Genomic DNA, 15,955 nt, shown 5'->3' with positions numbered 1-15,955 from the left:
CTTCGCCCGAACCGAGATTCCATGACGCAAGCCGATTACCTCCGGAACGCCTTTCCCACCCCGCGCGAGCTTGACGATGTCACGGCGGACGGGCCCTCGCGCTTCTTCAACCGGGAAATCAGCTGGCTCAGCTTCAATTGGCGCGTGCTGGACGAGGCGCGCAATCCGCGTGTGCCCTTGCTGGAACGCCTGCGCTTCCTGTCGATTTCGGCGACGAATCTTGATGAATTCTATACCGTGCGGGTTGCCGGCCTGCGCGAGCTGGTGCGCGAAGGGAACGCGACGCTGTCCGATGATGGGCTGACGATGGCCGAGCAGCTGGTGCTGGTCAATGCCGACGCCCGCCGCCTGATGGGCGCGCAGCAGGCGGTCTGGAACGGTCTGCGGCGCGAAATGGAACTGGCCGACATCTCGATCCTGTCCCGGTCGCGCGTCACCCGCGCCGAGGAAGAGTTCCTGCACCGGTATTTCCAGGACCAGGTGTTTCCCGTCCTGTCGCCGCTGGCCATCGACCCCGCGCATCCGTTTCCATTCATCCCGAACCTTGGCTTCTCGCTGGCGGTGCAGCTTGCGGCGGAAAGGGACGGGCGTCAGATGCAGGCCCTGCTGCCGATCCCGCAGCAGACGGCGCGCTTTATCCCGCTGCCGGGCGGCAAGCGGTTCCTGCGGCTTGAAGACCTGCTGCTGATGCATCTGCCCAGCCTGTTCCCCGGCTATCGCACCATCGGGCACTGCGCCTTCCGCGTGCTGCGCGACAGCGACCTTGAGGTCGAGGAAGAGGCCGAGGATCTGGTCCGCGAGTTCGAGACGGCGCTGAAGCGCCGCCGCCGCGGCTCGGTCATCCGGCTGAAGATCACCGCGGGCGCGCCCGATCGGATGCGCCACCTGATCATGCAGCAGTTGCACGTCGATCCCGAGGAGGTGGTCGAGGTCGAGGGGTTGCTGGGCATGGCCGATCTCAGCGAACTGGTGCTGGACAGCCGCCGCGATCTGCAATGGCCGGGCTTTACGCCGCGCGTGCCCGAGCGGGTGCAGGATCATGACGGGGACATGTTCGCCGCCATCCGGCAAAAGGACATGCTGCTGCACCACCCCTATGAGACTTTCGACATGGTGGTGCGCTTCCTGAATCAGGCGGCGGTCGATCCGAATGTCGTGGCGATCAAGCAAACCCTGTATCGTACCTCGCGCGACAGCCCGATCGTGGATGCGCTTTGCGAGGCTGCCGAGGCAGGCAAGTCCGTCACCGCGCTGATCGAGCTGAAGGCCCGCTTCGACGAGGCCGCGAATATCCGCCAGTCCCGGCGGTTGGAGCGTGCGGGTGCGCATGTCGTCTATGGCTTCATGCAATACAAGACCCACGCCAAGATCAGCGCGGTCGTCCGGCGCGAAGGCGACCAGCTTGTCACCTATACCCATTTCGGGACCGGCAACTATCACCCGATCACGGCCCGCATCTATACCGACCTGTCGCTGTTCACCTGCGACGCGGCGCTGGGGCGTGATGCGGCCAAGGTGTTCAATTTCCTGTCCGGCTATGTCCAGCCGGAAGGGCTGGAAAATATCGCGATCTCGCCCCTCGATCTCAAGGAACGGCTGGTCCATCTGATCGGGCGCGAGGCCGAATTCGCCCGCCGTGGCCGCCCGGCCGAGATCTGGGCCAAGATGAACAGCTTGATCGAGAAGGACGTGATCGATGCGCTTTACGCCGCAAGCCAGGCGGGTGTGCGGATCAACCTGGTCATCCGTGGCATCTGCGGCCTGCGCCCCGGCATCATCGGCCTGTCCGAGAATATTCGCGTCAAGTCCATCGTCGGTCGTTTCCTGGAACATTCCCGGATCGTCTGCTTCGGGAATGGTCATGGGCTTCCGTCGAAAAAGGCGCGGGTCTTCATCAGTTCCGCCGACTGGATGGGCCGCAACCTGAGCCGCCGGGTCGAGGCGTTGGTCGAATGCCACAACGAGACGGTGAAGGCGCAGATCACCAGCCAGATCATGGCCGCGAACCTTGCGGACGAGGCGCAAAGCTGGCTTCTGCAACCGGATGGCCGTTACCTGCGCTATCTTCCCGCGGGACGGGACGATCTGTTCAACTGTCACCGGTTCTTCATGGAGAACCCCTCTCTGTCCGGTCGGGGAAGCAAGGGCGCCAAGGATGTGCCGGCGCTGACCCATTCGGTGGATTGACGCAGAAACCCGAATCGCCCATGTCGAAAACTGCTGCCTGACCCAGACAACGGAATCGAGAGGAAGCCGATGAACGGTGTGATGACCGCAAGCGGAGAGACCATCGAGCCCTTCGGGCGATCGCTGTTCGAGCGCGCGTCCGAACGGGCGCTAAGCCGGGTCGGGGTCGTGGATGTCGGCTCGAACTCGATCCGCATGGTGGTTTTCGACGGCGCCGCACGGTCGCCCGCCTACTTTTACAACGAGAAGGTCATGGCCGGACTGGGGCAGGGCCTTGCGTCGACCGGTCGGCTGAATCCCGAAGGCGTTCAGCGGGGCATGGCGGCGCTGCGCCGCTTTGCGGCCTTGGCCGACGGCATGGGGATCCGGCCCCTGACTTGCGTCGCCACCGCCGCCGTGCGCGAGGCCGAGGACGGCCCCGAGTTCCGCAAGCGGGTCGAGCAGGAAACCGGGCTGAAGCTTTGGGTCATCGATGGCGAGGAAGAGGCGCGCCTCTCAGCCCAGGGCGTTCTGCTGGGCTGGCCGGACGCCAAGGGGCTGGTCTGCGACATCGGCGGCAACTCGATGGAACTGGCCGAGGTCAGCGATGGCAAGGTCGGCCGCCGCATCTCGACCCCGCTGGGACCGTTCCGGCTGCAACAGGTCAAGGGCGGGCAGGCGGGCCTGCGCGAATTCATCCGATCGGTGCTGGACGAGGCGGCCGACAAGCTGGGTCGGGAACACGACCAGATCTATCTTGTCGGCGGATCGTGGCGGGCGATCGCGCGACTTGATATGGAACGCGTGAACTATCCCATGACGGTCCTGCACGAATACCGCATGTCTCCGGGTGAGGTGGTCGAGACGGTCAAGTGGCTGAACGAGCAGAACCTGTCCGAGATGCGCAGCCAGGTCGGCATCTCCTCCAGCCGGATGGAACTGGTGCCCTTGGCCAGCCAGGTCCTGCGGCAGGTGGTGCTGAGCTTTCAGCCGAAATCGCTGGCCGTATCGTCCTATGGCATCCGCGAGGGGCTGCTTTACGAACAGATGCCGTCCAATCTGCGGCTGCGCGATCCGCTGCTTGAGGCGGCGCGTTTCGCCGAGCAGCAAATGGCCCGGATGCCCGGCTTCGGCAAGCGCCTGCACCAGTTCCTTGAGCCGATCTTCAAAAACGCGGATCCGCAGCTGGAACGTCTGATCCGCGCCGCCTGCCTGCTGCACGACACCACCTGGCGCACCCACCCGGATTATCGCGCGGACGCCTGCTTCGACAATGTCACCCGCGCCAATATGGCGGCGCTGTCCCATCCCGAGCGGATTTTCCTGGGGCTTTCCTTGCTGCACCGCTATCGCAACAGTCGTGCGAACTCGCCGATGGCGCCGCTTTTCGCCCTGCTGAACGAAGAGCAGATCCGCACCGCCGAGGTCCTGGGCAAGGCGATGCGCTTTGGGGCCATGTTCTCGGTCAAGGATCCGGCCGAGGCCGGAGAGCTGAAATACATGGCGAAGAAAAAGATCCTGCAACTGCGTCTGACCAAGGTCGGCGTGGCCTTGATGGGCGAGGTGGCCGAAGCGCGATTCCGGTCGCTTGCCGCCGCGCTGGGGGCCGAGCCGGTCGTCATTTCAGAATAAGCCGCAAAAAGCGGCAGAACCTGTCTTTTTGGATAGTAAGTGACTGTCTAAAAACAGAAAACTGAGCTCCGAACCTGACGGAACAGACAGGTTTTCCCCGAAGCGCTGTCATGGCATACAGGCTTCAAGGGGACGGAAGGTCAATATGTAGTGGTTGATCAGTTCCGTTGTACGGCCAGCCGTCCCCTTGACATCATCTGGATGCAAAGCGCCGGCTGACCCCAATTTCTGGTGGGGCGTCAGGCGCCCCAGGTGCGCTCCAGAACCCCCAGCCAGTTGCGCCAGGCGATCTTTTCGACCAACTCTTGCCCAAAGCCATGATCCAGCATCGCCTGGGTCAGTGATTGCAGCTTCGAGGCGTCGGACAGGTCCTCGGGCATCTGTGCCCCGTCGTAATCCGATCCCAGTGCCACGCCATCCTCGCCCAGCAGGCCGACCAGATGATCCAGATGGCGCAACATCACCTCGAACCCGTGCATCGGGTCGCGGCTGCCTTCGGGGTGCAGGAAGCCAATGGCATAGTTGAGCCCGACCAGCCCACGGCTTTCGGCGATCACCTGAAGCTGGCGATCGGTCAGGTTGCGCGAGCTGGGCGCGACGGCATGGGCACAGCTATGGCTGGCGACCAGCGGTGCGTCGGACAGCGCAGCGACGTCGTCGAAGCCCTTTTCGTTCAGGTGCGACAGGTCCAGCATGATCCGAAGCTGGTTGCATTCGCGCACCAGCGCCTTGCCTTCGGCGGTCAGGCCGGGACCGGTATCGGGTGAGGAGGGGAAGGCAAAGGGAACGCCGTGACCATAACGCGTCGGCCGCGACCAGACCGGCCCCAGCGAGCGCAGTCCCATCGCATGCCAGACATGCAGCCCATCCATGTCCGCGATCGGTTCCGCCCCTTCGATATGCAGGATCGCCGCGACCTTTCCGGCGGCAATTGTCTCGCGGATCTGGGCGGCGCTGCGGCAGATGGCCAGCGTGCCGCTGCGCTCCATCGCCATCAACTGGCCGGCCTGGGCCAGCGCATGGGGCAGGGCGTCGGCAAGCGCGACCTCTGGCGGAAGGGGCACGGAAAAGGGCGGGTTCTGCTTCATCAGTGTCGCCACGACATCGTCCGGGCTTTCGGGCGACGGCGTCCAGATCGCGAAAAAGCCGCCGACCATGCCGCCCGCCTGCATTCTGGGAAGGTCGAGATGACCTTTGCCGTTACCCTCCAGCCAAAGCCGGTCGCGGTTCGGTCCCGCCTCGACCATGCGTTGCAGAAAATCGTTGTGGCCGTCGAATACCGGAATCATGGATCAGTCCCCTTCAAACAGGGCCGCACCATGCGCCCGATGCGAAAGACCTTCAACCTCGGCAATTTCGCGCTAGCATGAATGTCACGCGAGGTAGAGGAGACCCAGCCGTGACTACGATCGCCAAGGAATTTCAGGGCCAGACCGTGATCTGCACCTTCGAGGTGACGCCGGGCACCGCGCATGACGTGCTGGATGCGCTGGCGGACGCCTATGACCAGGTGATCCGCCACCAGGCGGGTTATGTTTCGGGGGCCGTGCATCTGAACGATGCCCAGACCCGGATTGCCACCTATTCGCAATGGCGCGACCGCCGGGATTACCAGGCCATGCTGCGCAGCGACGAGATGCGCAACCGCAACCGCGCCATCCACGCGATGTGCCGCCATTTTGAGCCGGTCATGTACGAGGTGATCGAGACATGGCAGGACTAGGTCTGCCGGGCCTCGCGATGCCGATTTCTGGTGCATGGGCTGCGCGAACGCCCTAGTCTCGGGATCAAGAACGGGGCGGGGCAGCAGGATCATGGCAGGACGCATCATCACCGTTGCGCAGCAGAAGGGTGGATCGGGCAAGACCACCATCGCGGTCAATCTGGCCGTGACGCTGCGCCACCGCGGGCACCGTGTGGCGCTGCTGGATACCGACCCACAGGGCAGCATGGGGCGCTGGTTCCTTGAACGGCTGGAACGACTTGGCGAGGACGAGGCGCTGGATTTCAGCACCTCCTCGGCCTGGGGGGCCAGCTACGAATCGGAAAAGCTGAAGAAGCGCTTCGATTTCGTCATCATCGACACGCCGCCCAAGATCGACAGCGACCTGCGCCCGGCACTGCGCGTGGCGGATCTGGTTGTCGTGCCCGTTTCCGCGAGCCATCTGGATCTTTGGGCGACCGAGGGGGTGCTGGACCTTGCCCGGCGCGAGAAATGCGACACCCTGATCGTGCTGAACCGCACCCGGCCAAACACCCGGCTGGCGCAGGAAATCGCTGGAAAGGCGACCGAACTGGGGGCAGAGGTCGCCATTGCCCAACTCGCCAACCGCGTCGCCTATGCCGAAACGTTGGGGCAGGGGCTGGGCGCTTCGGATGATGCGCGCAGCAAGGCCGCGCGAGACGAGATCGGCGTCCTGACCGACGAGGTCCTGACCTGGATTCCCTGAGCCTTGGGCGGTTTGCCGCCGCAACGGCGCAACCCGGTCAGGACACAAGAAACTTTTCCGGAACTGCCGCGTTCGACCGGGATCCCCGGTCAAGGAGCGTCTCGGATGAAAGCCGTCCTGCCTGTCATGCTGATCGTTCCGCTTCTGGCATCCTGCGTGCCCGAGGCGAGCGATACCGAACCCGTCGCGCCGGCGGGACCGATTGCAGATGATACCTGCGGCGCCAACAACTTTCAGCCGCTGATCGGGCAGACGGCACCGACCATCACCGTTCCGGCCAATACCGCCTATCGCAGCTATCGGACGGGCGACCCGGTGACGATGGACTTCAACATGAAGCGCCTGAACTTCGAACACGACAAGTCGGGCAAGCTGGTGCGCGTCAGTTGCGGCTAGTGCCGGCGCTTTGACCGCTTGTTGCCGCCGCGTTGACCGGCGCGGCCTGCCGTGGAACGGCCCGACGACTTGACCGCTTCTTCGGCCGCTTCTTCGATCACCGATTGACGGGCAAGGGGATCGTCCGCCACTGCAAGCTCGACGGCCTCAAGCCGCTTCACCTCGTCGCGCAGCCGCGCCGCATCCTCGAACTCAAGATTCTCGGCTGCCTTCCGCATCTGCGTGCGCAAGGCGTCAAGATGGGCAGAAAGGTTTGCACCGACCATCGGGCGGTCCACCTTGGTCGTGATCCGCGACTGGTCGGTATCGCCCTGCCAAAGCCCGGCCAGCACATCGTCGACATTCTTCCGCACCGTCTGCGGCGTGATGCCATGCGCGCGGTTATAAGCCATCTGCTTCTCGCGCCGCCGCTCGGTCTCGGCCATGGCGCGTTCCATGCTGCCGGTGATGCGGTCGGCATACATGATGACGCGCCCATCCACGTTCCGGGCGGCGCGTCCCACGGTCTGGATAAGCGAGGTTTCCGAACGCAGGAAGCCTTCCTTGTCGGCGTCAAGGATCGCGACCAGGCCACACTCAGGAATATCAAGGCCTTCGCGCAGCAAGTTAATGCCAACCAGAACGTCGAACGCCCCCAGTCGCAGGTCGCGCAGAATCTCGATCCGCTCGATCGTGTCGATGTCGCTGTGCATGTAGCGCACGCGGATTCCCTGTTCGTGCAGGTATTCCGTCAGGTCTTCGGCCATGCGTTTGGTCAGCGTCGTGACTAGTGTCCGATATCCTGCGGCCGAGACCTTGCGGACCTCGTCCATGACGTCATCGACCTGCGTTTCGACCGGCCGGATCTCGATCACCGGGTCCAGAAGGCCGGTCGGGCGGATCACCTGTTCGGTGAAGACGCCGCCGGTCTGGTCCATTTCCCATTGCGCGGGGGTGGCGCTGACAAAGACCGATTGCGGCCGCATCGCGTCCCATTCCTCGAACTTCAGGGGGCGGTTGTCCATGCAGCTGGGCAGGCGGAAGCCATGCTCGGCCAGCGTGAACTTGCGCCGGAAGTCGCCGCGATACATGCCACCGATCTGCGGCACGCTGACATGGGATTCGTCTGCAAAGACGATGGCATTGTCGGGGATGAATTCGAACAGGGTCGGCGGTGGCTCACCCGGCGCGCGGCCGGTCAAATAGCGGGAATAGTTCTCGATCCCGTTGCAGACACCGGTGGCCTCCAGCATCTCCAGGTCGAAATTCGTCCGCTGCTCAAGTCGCTGGGCCTCCAGCAGCTTGCCTTCATCCGTCAACTGTTTCAGCCGTCCCTGAAGTTCGGCCTTTATCCCTTTGATTGCCTGCTGCATTGTCGGGCGGGGGGTCACGTAGTGGCTGTTCGCATAGATGCGGATCTGCTTGAAGCTGTCGGTCTTCTGTCCGGTCAGCGGGTCGAATTCGGTGATCGCTTCAAGCTCGTTTCCGAAGAAGTCGAAACGCCACGCGCGGTCTTCAAGGTGCGCGGGCCAGACCTCGACCACGTCCCCGCGCACGCGGAATCCACCGCGCTGGAAAGCGGCGTCCAGCCGCCGGTATTGCTGTGCCACCAGCTCGCCCAGAAACTCGCGCTGGTCATACATCTGGCCGACGACCATGTCCTGAGTCATCGCGGAATAGGTCTCGACCGAGCCGATGCCGTAGATGCAGGACACCGAGGCGACGATGATCACGTCGTCACGCTCCAGCAGCGCGCGCGTGGCCGAGTGGCGCATCCGGTCGATGGCCTCGTTGATCTGGGATTCCTTCTCGATATAGGTGTCGCTGCGCGCGACATAGGCCTCGGGCTGGTAATAGTCGTAATAGCTGACGAAATACTCGACGGCATTGTCCGGGAAGAAGCCCTTGAACTCGCCATAAAGCTGTGCGGCCAGTGTCTTGTTCGGGGCAAGGATGATCGCCGGACGCTGCGTTTCCTCGATTACCTTGGCCATTGTGAAGGTCTTGCCGGTCCCGGTTGCGCCCAGCAGGACCTGATCGCGCTCGCCGTCCCGGACGCCCTGCGCCAGTTCGGTGATCGCGGTCGGCTGGTCGCCCGCTGGCTGGAATTCCGACTGCATGACGAAGCGTCGGCCGCCCTCAAGCTTGGGTCGGGTGACCTCGGCAAAGCGCATGACCGGAGCGTTCGTGTTGTTGTGACCCATGGTTTCACCTTTGTTCCGGTGCTGAATCTGGCATGGATTGTTCAGGATGCAAGCTTTCCCGCGGGATTTGACCGCGCTTTCCGCCACATCTTGATCCTGCCCCGCGGTTGGGGGATAAGACCGGCAAGCAAGAACAGAGGTTTCCCGCCCATGCGCGTCCGCATTTACACGCCTGCCCGCAATGCCATGCAGTCCGGCACCGCCCGCACCAGGAACTGGGTTCTTGAGTTTCCGGCGGCGGATGGGCGCGAGATCGATCCCCTGATGGGCTGGACCAGCAGCGACGACACGCAAAGTCAGGTGCGCCTGTCCTTTGAAAGCCGCAAGCAGGCCGAGGATTACGCCCGCGAGAAGGGCCTGGATTTCGAAGTGATCGAACCACATCCCCGCGCAGCGAACGTCCGCCCCCGCGGCTATGGCGAGAACTTCGCCACCGACCGCCGCGCCCCTTGGACGCACTGAGCTGTCAATCGGACCATAGTTACTGTCAATCGGACCAAAGTTACCGCCAAATAGGGTAAGTTACGAACGGTTCGGGGCAAAGGTTTTACAAGTCTTTGAATTTCCATGACCGTCTGCGTGGGCGGTCATGTCGTTTCTCAGGTGGACTGATCTTTCCACTGACGCCCACCGACAGAAAAGTGCCAGTCAGGCGGAGCGCATCACTTTGGCCGCGCACCGTGCGATCCGCATTGCTGGGCGCGACAATGTCGCCAACACTAGATTCACCTGTAGCCCGGCTAGACTGCGCCGCCGCCCAGCACGGGATGTCCCTGAGATCGTCCAGTCAGCATCAACGGCGACGAACATGTGTGCCCCCCGACGGAAGTCGAGCGCTGTCGCTTTAGCCCCAAAGCCGACACTCTCCCGAGACGCTCTGGCTGCGAGCGCAGCATAGTTGCAGCTGCGGAGTAACTGGCAGAGGTCGTGCCCCCTTGGTCAGGCTTTCAACCCGCCGCGGATCGACAACTCTGCACATCAAAGCCCGAGGATCCCGGCCAGAATGACTGACCCATCGTCCTGGTCATGAAGCCCGCGATCCGTATCGGCGTCGGCTGGCGGCGGTTTTGAAGCGGCAGAGGGGATCTGGCACTCGCATGATACACCCGTCGACGGCTCGTGCCCTGGCGGGAAAGGCTGTATGATCCAATGCGAAACAGGATCCTTCCTCAGGAGTCACGCAATGGCCGCACGCATCGAGGACCGGATCGCGATCACTGACTTGATGAACGGTTGGATCCACCGCGACCTGAACGAGTGGGACCAGCTTCGGGCCTTGTTCCACGCCGATGCCACCATCGAAATCACATGGTTAGACGGCCTGGCCACCGATTTTGTCGATGGCTCGGCCCGCATGGGCGAGTCCGATCTGCGCACGAAGCATTTCGTGGGGAATCCATCGATCACCTTCAACGGCGACCGTGCACTGGTGCAGACGAACGCGATGGTCTTCGCCGAGAATGTCGCGCTCGACCTGGGTTCGACCACGCATAACCGGTTCTGGGATCAGGTTGAGAAGCGTGACGGTATCTGGCGCATCGCCCGGCGGCAGAGCATCTACGACATGAGCTATTTCAATTTTCTTGCCAAAGTTCAGGAGGTCGACGAGACGACTGTCCGTCGCTATCCGCGCGAGTATGCCGCCTTGGCCTATTTGCTGGAAAAATCTGGATTTCCTATCGTCCGCGAATTCCCCACCCGCGGCAGTGATCTGGAAACCCAGATCAAGTCCGCCGGCAACGCTTGGCTGAACCCCTCATAACTCGCTTCGGCCATATCCCGGAAAGACACCCGACGGGAGGTTCGCTTGAGGATCCTCATCAGGAGTTTGAGCATGGTCGGCAGACATGAGGAATTTCTGTTCCTACCCTCTGATCCCGCGGAGGATCAAATCGACGCCCGCAGAGAACTGCTCCCTGTCATCATGTTCCGTCAGATTTCCCGCCATGCGCTGAAGGAAAGGGGAACTCTTTTTGTCCTGATGGATTGCCGCCCTCGCAGCCGCTGACAACAGCGTGGCGCGTTGGGCTCCGTCGGCGTGAAGGCGAATGGCCGCCGCTTGTTGCGCCGCAGCGCCCAGGATGAAATTCGTCACAGTCGAGGCCGCATGGAATTGCGCCATATCAGGCACCCCGAGTGCCTGAAGGTTTGCCCCAATTCGATCGAAGATGAGAAGCATGGCGGGCTGCCACGGTGCTCGGGACAGCTCCATGCCTACCCATGGATGTGCGTCGATAATGTCAAAGACATCCAGTGCGACAGCCCGGATCGCGGCACCCGGCGCAAGCTCGTCCCGATTCACGGACAGGGCGGATTGGATCATCACGTCGGCGGCGGCGGCCAGCAGATCCTGCTTGTTCTGCACATGGTTATAGATTGCCCCGGGCCCGGTCGCCAGACGCTGTGCGAGGGTTCGAAAGGTCAGCCCGCTCTCTCCGCTCTCGTTCAGGATGGCGATTGCCGCCGAGATGACCTGATCGCGTGAAAGAGCCTTGTCGCGCCGTTTGCCGTCTTTTTTCTCCATAGCCCTATCTTGACATATTTGGAACATCGTTCCAACTCCAATGCTTGGAACGACATTCCAACCGTCAGGAGATAGCATGAAACACGTAACCATCATTGGTGCGGGGCTCTGCGGCCTTGTCCTTGCCCGCGTCCTCCACCTGCACGGGATTCCCTCCAAGATTTTCGAAGCCGAGGCCTCGATCGATATGCGCGGCCAGGGAGGGCAACTCGATATTCACGTCCATAACGGGCAGGTCGCGCTTGAAGCGGCTGGCCTGTTGGATGAATTCAAAGACATCATTCATCATGGGGCCGCCGCCACCCGTGTCCTTGATCCACAAGGCGTCGTGCTTTTCGAGGAAGCCGACGACGGCATGAACACCCGCCCCGAAGTGCTGCGCGGCGATCTTCGGCGCATTCTGATAGCTTCGCTTCCCGAAGGGACGGTGAACTGGGGTAAAAAGCTTGCCCACATTGCCAAATCAGGTGACGGACAACACAGGCTGACCTTCGCGGATGGCACGCATGCGAGTGCTGATATCATCGTCGGAGCCGACGGTGCCTGGTCCAAAGTCCGGTCGCTTCTGTCAGATGCGCGGCCGGAATTCGCTGGCATGATATTCGTGGAAACCTATCTGCGGGACGTCGACCGGTTGCATCCTGCTTCGGCGCAGGCGGTGGGTCCCGGGGCGATGTATGCACTGACGCCGGGAAAGGGAATCGTCGCTCACCGAGAGGCTGGAAACGTTCTGCACGCCTATATCCAGCTGGTCTGTGACGAGTCCTGGGCGAGCCAGCTCGACCTGAACGATCGGCGCTCCGTGTCGCTGGTCGCGGACCATTTCAAGGGTTGGTCCTCTGCGCTGACCGCGCTGATTACCGAAAGCGAGACCACCCCCGTCAAGCGCATGATTCACCGCCTGCCGGACAGGCATCGCTGGACACGCGTGCCCGGCGTCACCCTGCTGGGGGATGCGGCGCATTTGACGCCACCGGGTGGCGAGGGCGCAAACCTCGCGATGCTGGACGGCGCCGAATTGGCGCTGGCCATCGCGGCGCATCCAGACGACGTTGAGGCGGCATTCGCCCGGTATGAGGATGACATGTTCTCGCGCAGTGAGATTTTAGCCAGGGACGCGCGGGAAGTGGTCGACCTGTGCCTGGGGCAACGCGCGCCATTCGGCCTGATAGACTTCCTCTCCGGTGCCACCGCATCTGGCGTGTAGTTTGACGGATGATCCGCGGGCGAACGCCAGCTTCGCCCGCGCGCAAAATCGCACCACCAAGGGCGGCCGCGACGACCCCAGTCCATCGGGACCATCGATCCTTGGGCTGCCGTCCGGTCACAGTCGCACGACCAGCGGCACGGTCAGGGCGTAGATGGCAGTGACGGCCAACCAGATGGCGCCCGGCCATTGGGCCTGAACGGCGGAATACACGCTGGAGAACACCAGCGGAGCAACAATCGAGGCGAAGCTGACCACCGAGGCCAGCACCCCTTGGAATTGCCCCTGAAAAGCATCATCGACCTGCCGGGTTGCCAAAGACTGCAGCGCAGGCGTTCCAATCCCGCCAAGCGCAAAAAGTGGAAGGATTGCAAAGACCAGCCAACCGTGCGTGGCCAGAGCCATTGTGGTCAGGGCCGTGCAGGCGCAGGCGACTCCGGCAAGGATTGCGCCCCTCTCTCCCAGCAGCATGGCTGCGGGACCGGGAAGGAAAAGCTGCGCCAGGGCCTGAAAGGCCCCGAAGGTGCCAAGCGAAAGACCAATCATCAGGCCGCTCCAGTGAAAGGTATCGCTGCCCCATAACGCCCAGCAAATTGCGTAAGCCTCACCCGTGGCGCTGAACAGAAAGAACAGCAGCAGGATCGGCAAAGCCGATTTCATCCTGAACGCCCACATCAGTGGCCGCAGCGGGTTGAGGGTGGAAAGTGCCACTTTCTCACCACCCGGCTTGCGCGATTCCGGCAGCATGAAAAGCGCCAGTGCAAGGTTGCAGCCGTTCAGGACGGAAGCGACGATGAAGGGCAGACGTAGCCAGTGATCCCCCAGCACACCTCCAATAACCGGGCCGATGACGAAGCCAATGCCGAACATGGCGCTGACCAGGCCAAAGCGACGCGCGCGCTGATCCTCGGCTGAAATGTCGGTGATGTAGGCCATTGCGACGGAAACGTTGGCGCTGGTCTGGCCTGCGATGGCGCGGCCAAGAAAGAGCAGCCAAAGGCTGGGCGCCAAAACCATCAGGATATAGTTGATGGCCGCCCCGCCAAGCGAGACCAGCAATACGGGGCGCCGCCCGATCCGGTCGCTGATTGCGCCCAGCACGGGTGCAAAGACAAGCTGCATGACGGCATAAAGCGCGACCATGGCACCGATATAGGGCACCACGTTTTCGGCATGTGTCACATCGCGCAGCAGTGCTGGCAGGATGGGGAAGATCAGCCCGATGCCAATGGCATCAAGCATGATGGTGATGAAAATGATGACGAGTGATTTGTTCATTTGCGTCCGATCCACGCAAAACGCCCGCAGCTTTTGGCGCGAACGATTGGCGCTGGTGCCCAGCCGATGCGGGGCGATTTCAGGGAGACGCTGACCGAGCCACGCTGAGATGCGCGCTGGCGTGTATTCGACTTTCTTTCCCGTCCGTCTGAATTCTCGACAGGGAAGCCGTCGCTTTTCGCGATCCCGGTCACTTAAGACGGATAAGGCGCCGCGGCAAGTCTTGAGGTATGAAAACTCATCGGTCGTGGCGAGTGACAACCTGCGCGGATTTCTTCCGTGCGCAGCAACTCCGCGCACGGGATTTTCGTGAGGCAGCTTCAGCCGAGAGCGGCTCGCCCCGGCATCGTGCCCATCCGCAGGAACGACGCGTGATCGCCGCCGGTGTGGATCACGTGCCGGCCCCGGTTGTCGGGCATTAGATTCTCGGTTCCCGGCATCGCGCCGCCAAGCGTGTTATATCCGCCGACAGTCAGCCGCAGTTGTTGGCCGGGATAGAGCAGCATACCCATGGGGAAAAGATCGAAATCCAGCGCGACGATCTCGCCGGGGGCCAGCTTTTCCACTTGGTCGAAGCTGTGCACCGGCAGGTCCTCGGTCGATCTCTCGTCGTCGAGATGGCGCATCGACGCCCGCAGCCGTCCGTTCGATCCCTTGTAGTGAAGGATCGACGCACCTTCGCGGGTCATGGCTTGCATCTGGGGACTTTTGTTGGGGATCGTGATCTGCCCCAGCGCGTTCCCGTCCGCATCCAGCTTTTGCAGCAGCACGAAGATGTCCATGTCGTCGGCGCCCTCTGCTTCAGCGAAAAGCCGCAGCCCGGGATAGCCGATGAACGCCGTCTCGCTGTCGACGGTCAGGGTGAACTGCGCATTGCCGTCCCGGGCGGTGGCGTCGTAGCTGGCCTTGGCCGCCGGACGAGCCCCGGTCACCATCGCGCCCGTCCCCGCGTCGAGGCAGAACTGCGTCGTGACTGCCTGGGTGGGCGGGAACTGCGTCGCGGTCAGGTTCACGCGGTCATTGCCCTCCAGATCGTGGAGCGTGTAGCGCACCGCCGGCGTCTTGTCCCAGCCGTTGTCAATGTCCTTCAGGAAGCGATCGAAGAACCGCAGCAGATCGGCCTGATGTTCTTCGACATAGTAGTCGGGCCATTCCATCGTGGCGTGGACGCGCAGCCATTTGCGGGTCGAGCCGATCTCGCGCCAGCCCCGGAACGTTCCCGGCGTGTGGATGGAATTGGAATAGCTTGCGACCACATAGGCCGGCACTTCGATCATCGCGAACTCCGGTGCCCGCTGTTCCCACAGCTCGTCCCGCAGCGGATGGGCCTTGGCGTCAAGGATCAGATCCTCGCGCTGGTTCTTGCCAATGTAAGCATAGCGCAGCGTTTCCGCGAAGCCGTAGTCTGGGATGCCACCGCGCATGATAAGATCGCGGTAGATGTCGGACATCCCCTCCCATGGCGCGATCGCCGCAAGGTGCGGGGTGCGCTCGGCCGCCATGAACCATTGCGAGGCCGTGAGGTAAGAGTTTCCCGAAGCGCCGACCTTGCCGTTGCTCCAGTCCTGCACACCGCACCATTCGACCAGATCATGGAAATCCTCACCCTCAAGGCGGTTCCACCAGCGGGCATCGCCTTCCGAGTTGTAGGTTCCGCGTGGATCGGGATGGCAGATGGCGTAGCCCTTGGCGCACCAATAGGCCGGGTCCGGTCCCTCGAACTTATGCAGGCCCGAAAGCACGCTGGTGTCCATGCCTAACAGGCGGAACAGGTCATCGTATTGCGGCGCGTTGCCGCGGCTTTTGCCATAGGGGCTCCATGCGACGATGACGGGAACCTGCTCATCGGTCACCGGGCGCAGCACATCGGTATAGATGGTCACGCCGTCGCGCATGGTCACGGCGACATCCTTTTCCAGGATGATGTCGACCGGCAGCGGCTTGAATTTCCCGCTGACACGAAAGCCCTTGGGCAGTGTGACGGTGCCCGGAGCAAAGCCACTGAACAGGCCTTGGCGGCCCGGCTCGTCCGCAAGTGCGGGCTGAAGAGCGAAAGTGTAATCTTTCATGGTATCTGGCCTTTCATTCGACGGGGTCCGACCACGTGTGCAACGATCAG

General features: G+C 62.5%; 13 protein-coding genes. 8 read left to right on the top strand and 5 right to left on the bottom strand.

The features are described 5' to 3' along the window. Positions 1-21: 21 nt before the first annotated feature. Together ACO2Q4_RS10005 and ppx are read left to right on the top strand one after the other, a co-directional pair. Entirely contained in the window at positions 22-2,187 is a 2,166-nt protein-coding gene (locus ACO2Q4_RS10005) for an RNA degradosome polyphosphate kinase (protein WP_311758425.1), read from the top strand. Positions 2,188-2,256: 69 nt separating this feature from the next. Continuing rightward, positions 2,257-3,798 (top strand): exopolyphosphatase, encoded by a 1,542-nt coding sequence (gene ppx / locus ACO2Q4_RS10000; RefSeq protein WP_395132593.1) that lies wholly within the window; start codon positions 2,257-2,259, stop codon positions 3,796-3,798. A gap of 239 nt (positions 3,799-4,037) precedes the next feature. Here ppx and ACO2Q4_RS09995 read toward each other — a convergent pair whose 3' ends face one another. Next, positions 4,038-5,087, bottom strand: a complete 1,050-nt coding sequence (locus ACO2Q4_RS09995; protein ID WP_395132594.1) for a dipeptidase — start codon at positions 5,085-5,087, stop codon at positions 4,038-4,040. Positions 5,088-5,197: 110 nt separating this feature from the next. Between ACO2Q4_RS09995 and ACO2Q4_RS09990 the strand changes: the two genes are divergently transcribed. The 3 genes from ACO2Q4_RS09990 to ACO2Q4_RS09980 all read left to right on the top strand — a co-directional run bounded on the left by ACO2Q4_RS09990 (position 5,198) and on the right by ACO2Q4_RS09980 (position 6,644). Further along, positions 5,198-5,521, top strand: coding sequence for an antibiotic biosynthesis monooxygenase family protein (locus ACO2Q4_RS09990; RefSeq protein ID WP_311758428.1), 324 nt, complete (start codon positions 5,198-5,200; stop codon positions 5,519-5,521). 91 nt (positions 5,522-5,612) lie between these two features. Then, positions 5,613-6,248, top strand: coding sequence for a ParA family partition ATPase (gene parA, locus ACO2Q4_RS09985; RefSeq protein ID WP_311758429.1), 636 nt, complete (start codon positions 5,613-5,615; stop codon positions 6,246-6,248). Positions 6,249-6,353: 105 nt separating this feature from the next. After that, positions 6,354-6,644, top strand: a complete 291-nt coding sequence (locus ACO2Q4_RS09980) for an I78 family peptidase inhibitor (protein ID WP_423319035.1) — start codon at positions 6,354-6,356, stop codon at positions 6,642-6,644. On the opposite strand, the gene uvrB is transcribed toward ACO2Q4_RS09980, so the two are convergent. Further along, entirely contained in the window at positions 6,641-8,827 is a 2,187-nt protein-coding gene (uvrB, locus tag ACO2Q4_RS09975) for an excinuclease ABC subunit UvrB (RefSeq protein ID WP_395132596.1), read from the bottom strand. The genes ACO2Q4_RS09980 and uvrB overlap by 4 nt on opposite strands. Positions 8,828-8,977: 150 nt before the next feature. Here uvrB and ACO2Q4_RS09970 point away from each other — a divergent pair, with 150 nt between their 5' ends. Next, a complete protein-coding gene (locus ACO2Q4_RS09970) occupies positions 8,978-9,289 on the top strand; it encodes an ETC complex I subunit (RefSeq protein ID WP_311758432.1) in 312 nt (103 codons plus the stop codon). Between the two features lie 721 nt (positions 9,290-10,010). Then, on the top strand, positions 10,011-10,589 hold the full coding sequence (locus ACO2Q4_RS09965; RefSeq protein WP_423319033.1) for a nuclear transport factor 2 family protein: 579 nt from the start codon (positions 10,011-10,013) through the stop codon (positions 10,587-10,589). 102 nt (positions 10,590-10,691) lie between these two features. Here the strand turns inward: ACO2Q4_RS09965 and ACO2Q4_RS09960 are convergent, their stop codons facing one another. Further along, a complete protein-coding gene (locus ACO2Q4_RS09960; protein WP_311758434.1) occupies positions 10,692-11,351 on the bottom strand; it encodes a TetR/AcrR family transcriptional regulator in 660 nt (219 codons plus the stop codon). Between the two features lie 76 nt (positions 11,352-11,427). On the opposite strand from ACO2Q4_RS09960, the gene ACO2Q4_RS09955 reads away from it, so the two are divergent. After that, positions 11,428-12,558, top strand: coding sequence for an FAD-dependent oxidoreductase (locus ACO2Q4_RS09955; protein ID WP_423319031.1), 1,131 nt, complete (start codon positions 11,428-11,430; stop codon positions 12,556-12,558). A 117-nt stretch (positions 12,559-12,675) separates the two neighbouring features. Here ACO2Q4_RS09955 and ACO2Q4_RS09950 read toward each other — a convergent pair whose 3' ends face one another. Together ACO2Q4_RS09950 and ACO2Q4_RS09945 are read right to left on the bottom strand one after the other, a co-directional pair. Continuing rightward, positions 12,676-13,836 (bottom strand): TCR/Tet family MFS transporter, encoded by a 1,161-nt coding sequence (locus ACO2Q4_RS09950; RefSeq protein ID WP_423319277.1) that lies wholly within the window; start codon positions 13,834-13,836, stop codon positions 12,676-12,678. A 320-nt stretch (positions 13,837-14,156) separates the two neighbouring features. Then, the gene (locus tag ACO2Q4_RS09945; protein WP_423319029.1) at positions 14,157-15,905 is read right to left on the bottom strand and encodes a CocE/NonD family hydrolase; all 1,749 of its coding nucleotides are present in this window, start codon (positions 15,903-15,905) and stop codon (positions 14,157-14,159) included. Positions 15,906-15,955 lie beyond the last annotated feature (50 nt).

It is taken from the genome of Paracoccus sp. KR1-242, assembly GCF_049446195.1.
Taxonomy (GTDB): Bacteria; Pseudomonadota; Alphaproteobacteria; order Rhodobacterales; family Rhodobacteraceae; genus Paracoccus; species Paracoccus broussonetiae.
The sequence above is the reverse complement of the archived record's forward strand: the minus strand, read 5'-3'. Positions and strand labels throughout refer to the sequence as shown.

Coding starts and splice junctions, on each gene's coding strand:
- ACO2Q4_RS09960 (WP_311758434.1), bottom strand. CDS start 11,351: ATGGAGAAAAAAGACGGCAAACGGCGCGACAAGGCTCTTTCACGCGAT.
- ACO2Q4_RS09955 (WP_423319031.1), top strand. CDS start 11,428: ATGAAACACGTAACCATCATTGGTGCGGGGCTCTGCGGCCTTGTCCTT.
- ACO2Q4_RS09995 (WP_395132594.1), bottom strand. CDS start 5,087: ATGATTCCGGTATTCGACGGCCACAACGATTTTCTGCAACGCATGGTC.
- ACO2Q4_RS09970 (WP_311758432.1), top strand. CDS start 8,978: ATGCGCGTCCGCATTTACACGCCTGCCCGCAATGCCATGCAGTCCGGC.
- ACO2Q4_RS09945 (WP_423319029.1), bottom strand. CDS start 15,905: ATGAAAGATTACACTTTCGCTCTTCAGCCCGCACTTGCGGACGAGCCG.
- ppx (WP_395132593.1), top strand. CDS start 2,257: ATGAACGGTGTGATGACCGCAAGCGGAGAGACCATCGAGCCCTTCGGG.
- ACO2Q4_RS09980 (WP_423319035.1), top strand. CDS start 6,354: ATGAAAGCCGTCCTGCCTGTCATGCTGATCGTTCCGCTTCTGGCATCC.
- uvrB (WP_395132596.1), bottom strand. CDS start 8,827: ATGGGTCACAACAACACGAACGCTCCGGTCATGCGCTTTGCCGAGGTC.
- ACO2Q4_RS10005 (WP_311758425.1), top strand. CDS start 22: ATGACGCAAGCCGATTACCTCCGGAACGCCTTTCCCACCCCGCGCGAG.
- parA (WP_311758429.1), top strand. CDS start 5,613: ATGGCAGGACGCATCATCACCGTTGCGCAGCAGAAGGGTGGATCGGGC.
- ACO2Q4_RS09965 (WP_423319033.1), top strand. CDS start 10,011: ATGGCCGCACGCATCGAGGACCGGATCGCGATCACTGACTTGATGAAC.
- ACO2Q4_RS09950 (WP_423319277.1), bottom strand. CDS start 13,836: ATGAACAAATCACTCGTCATCATTTTCATCACCATCATGCTTGATGCC.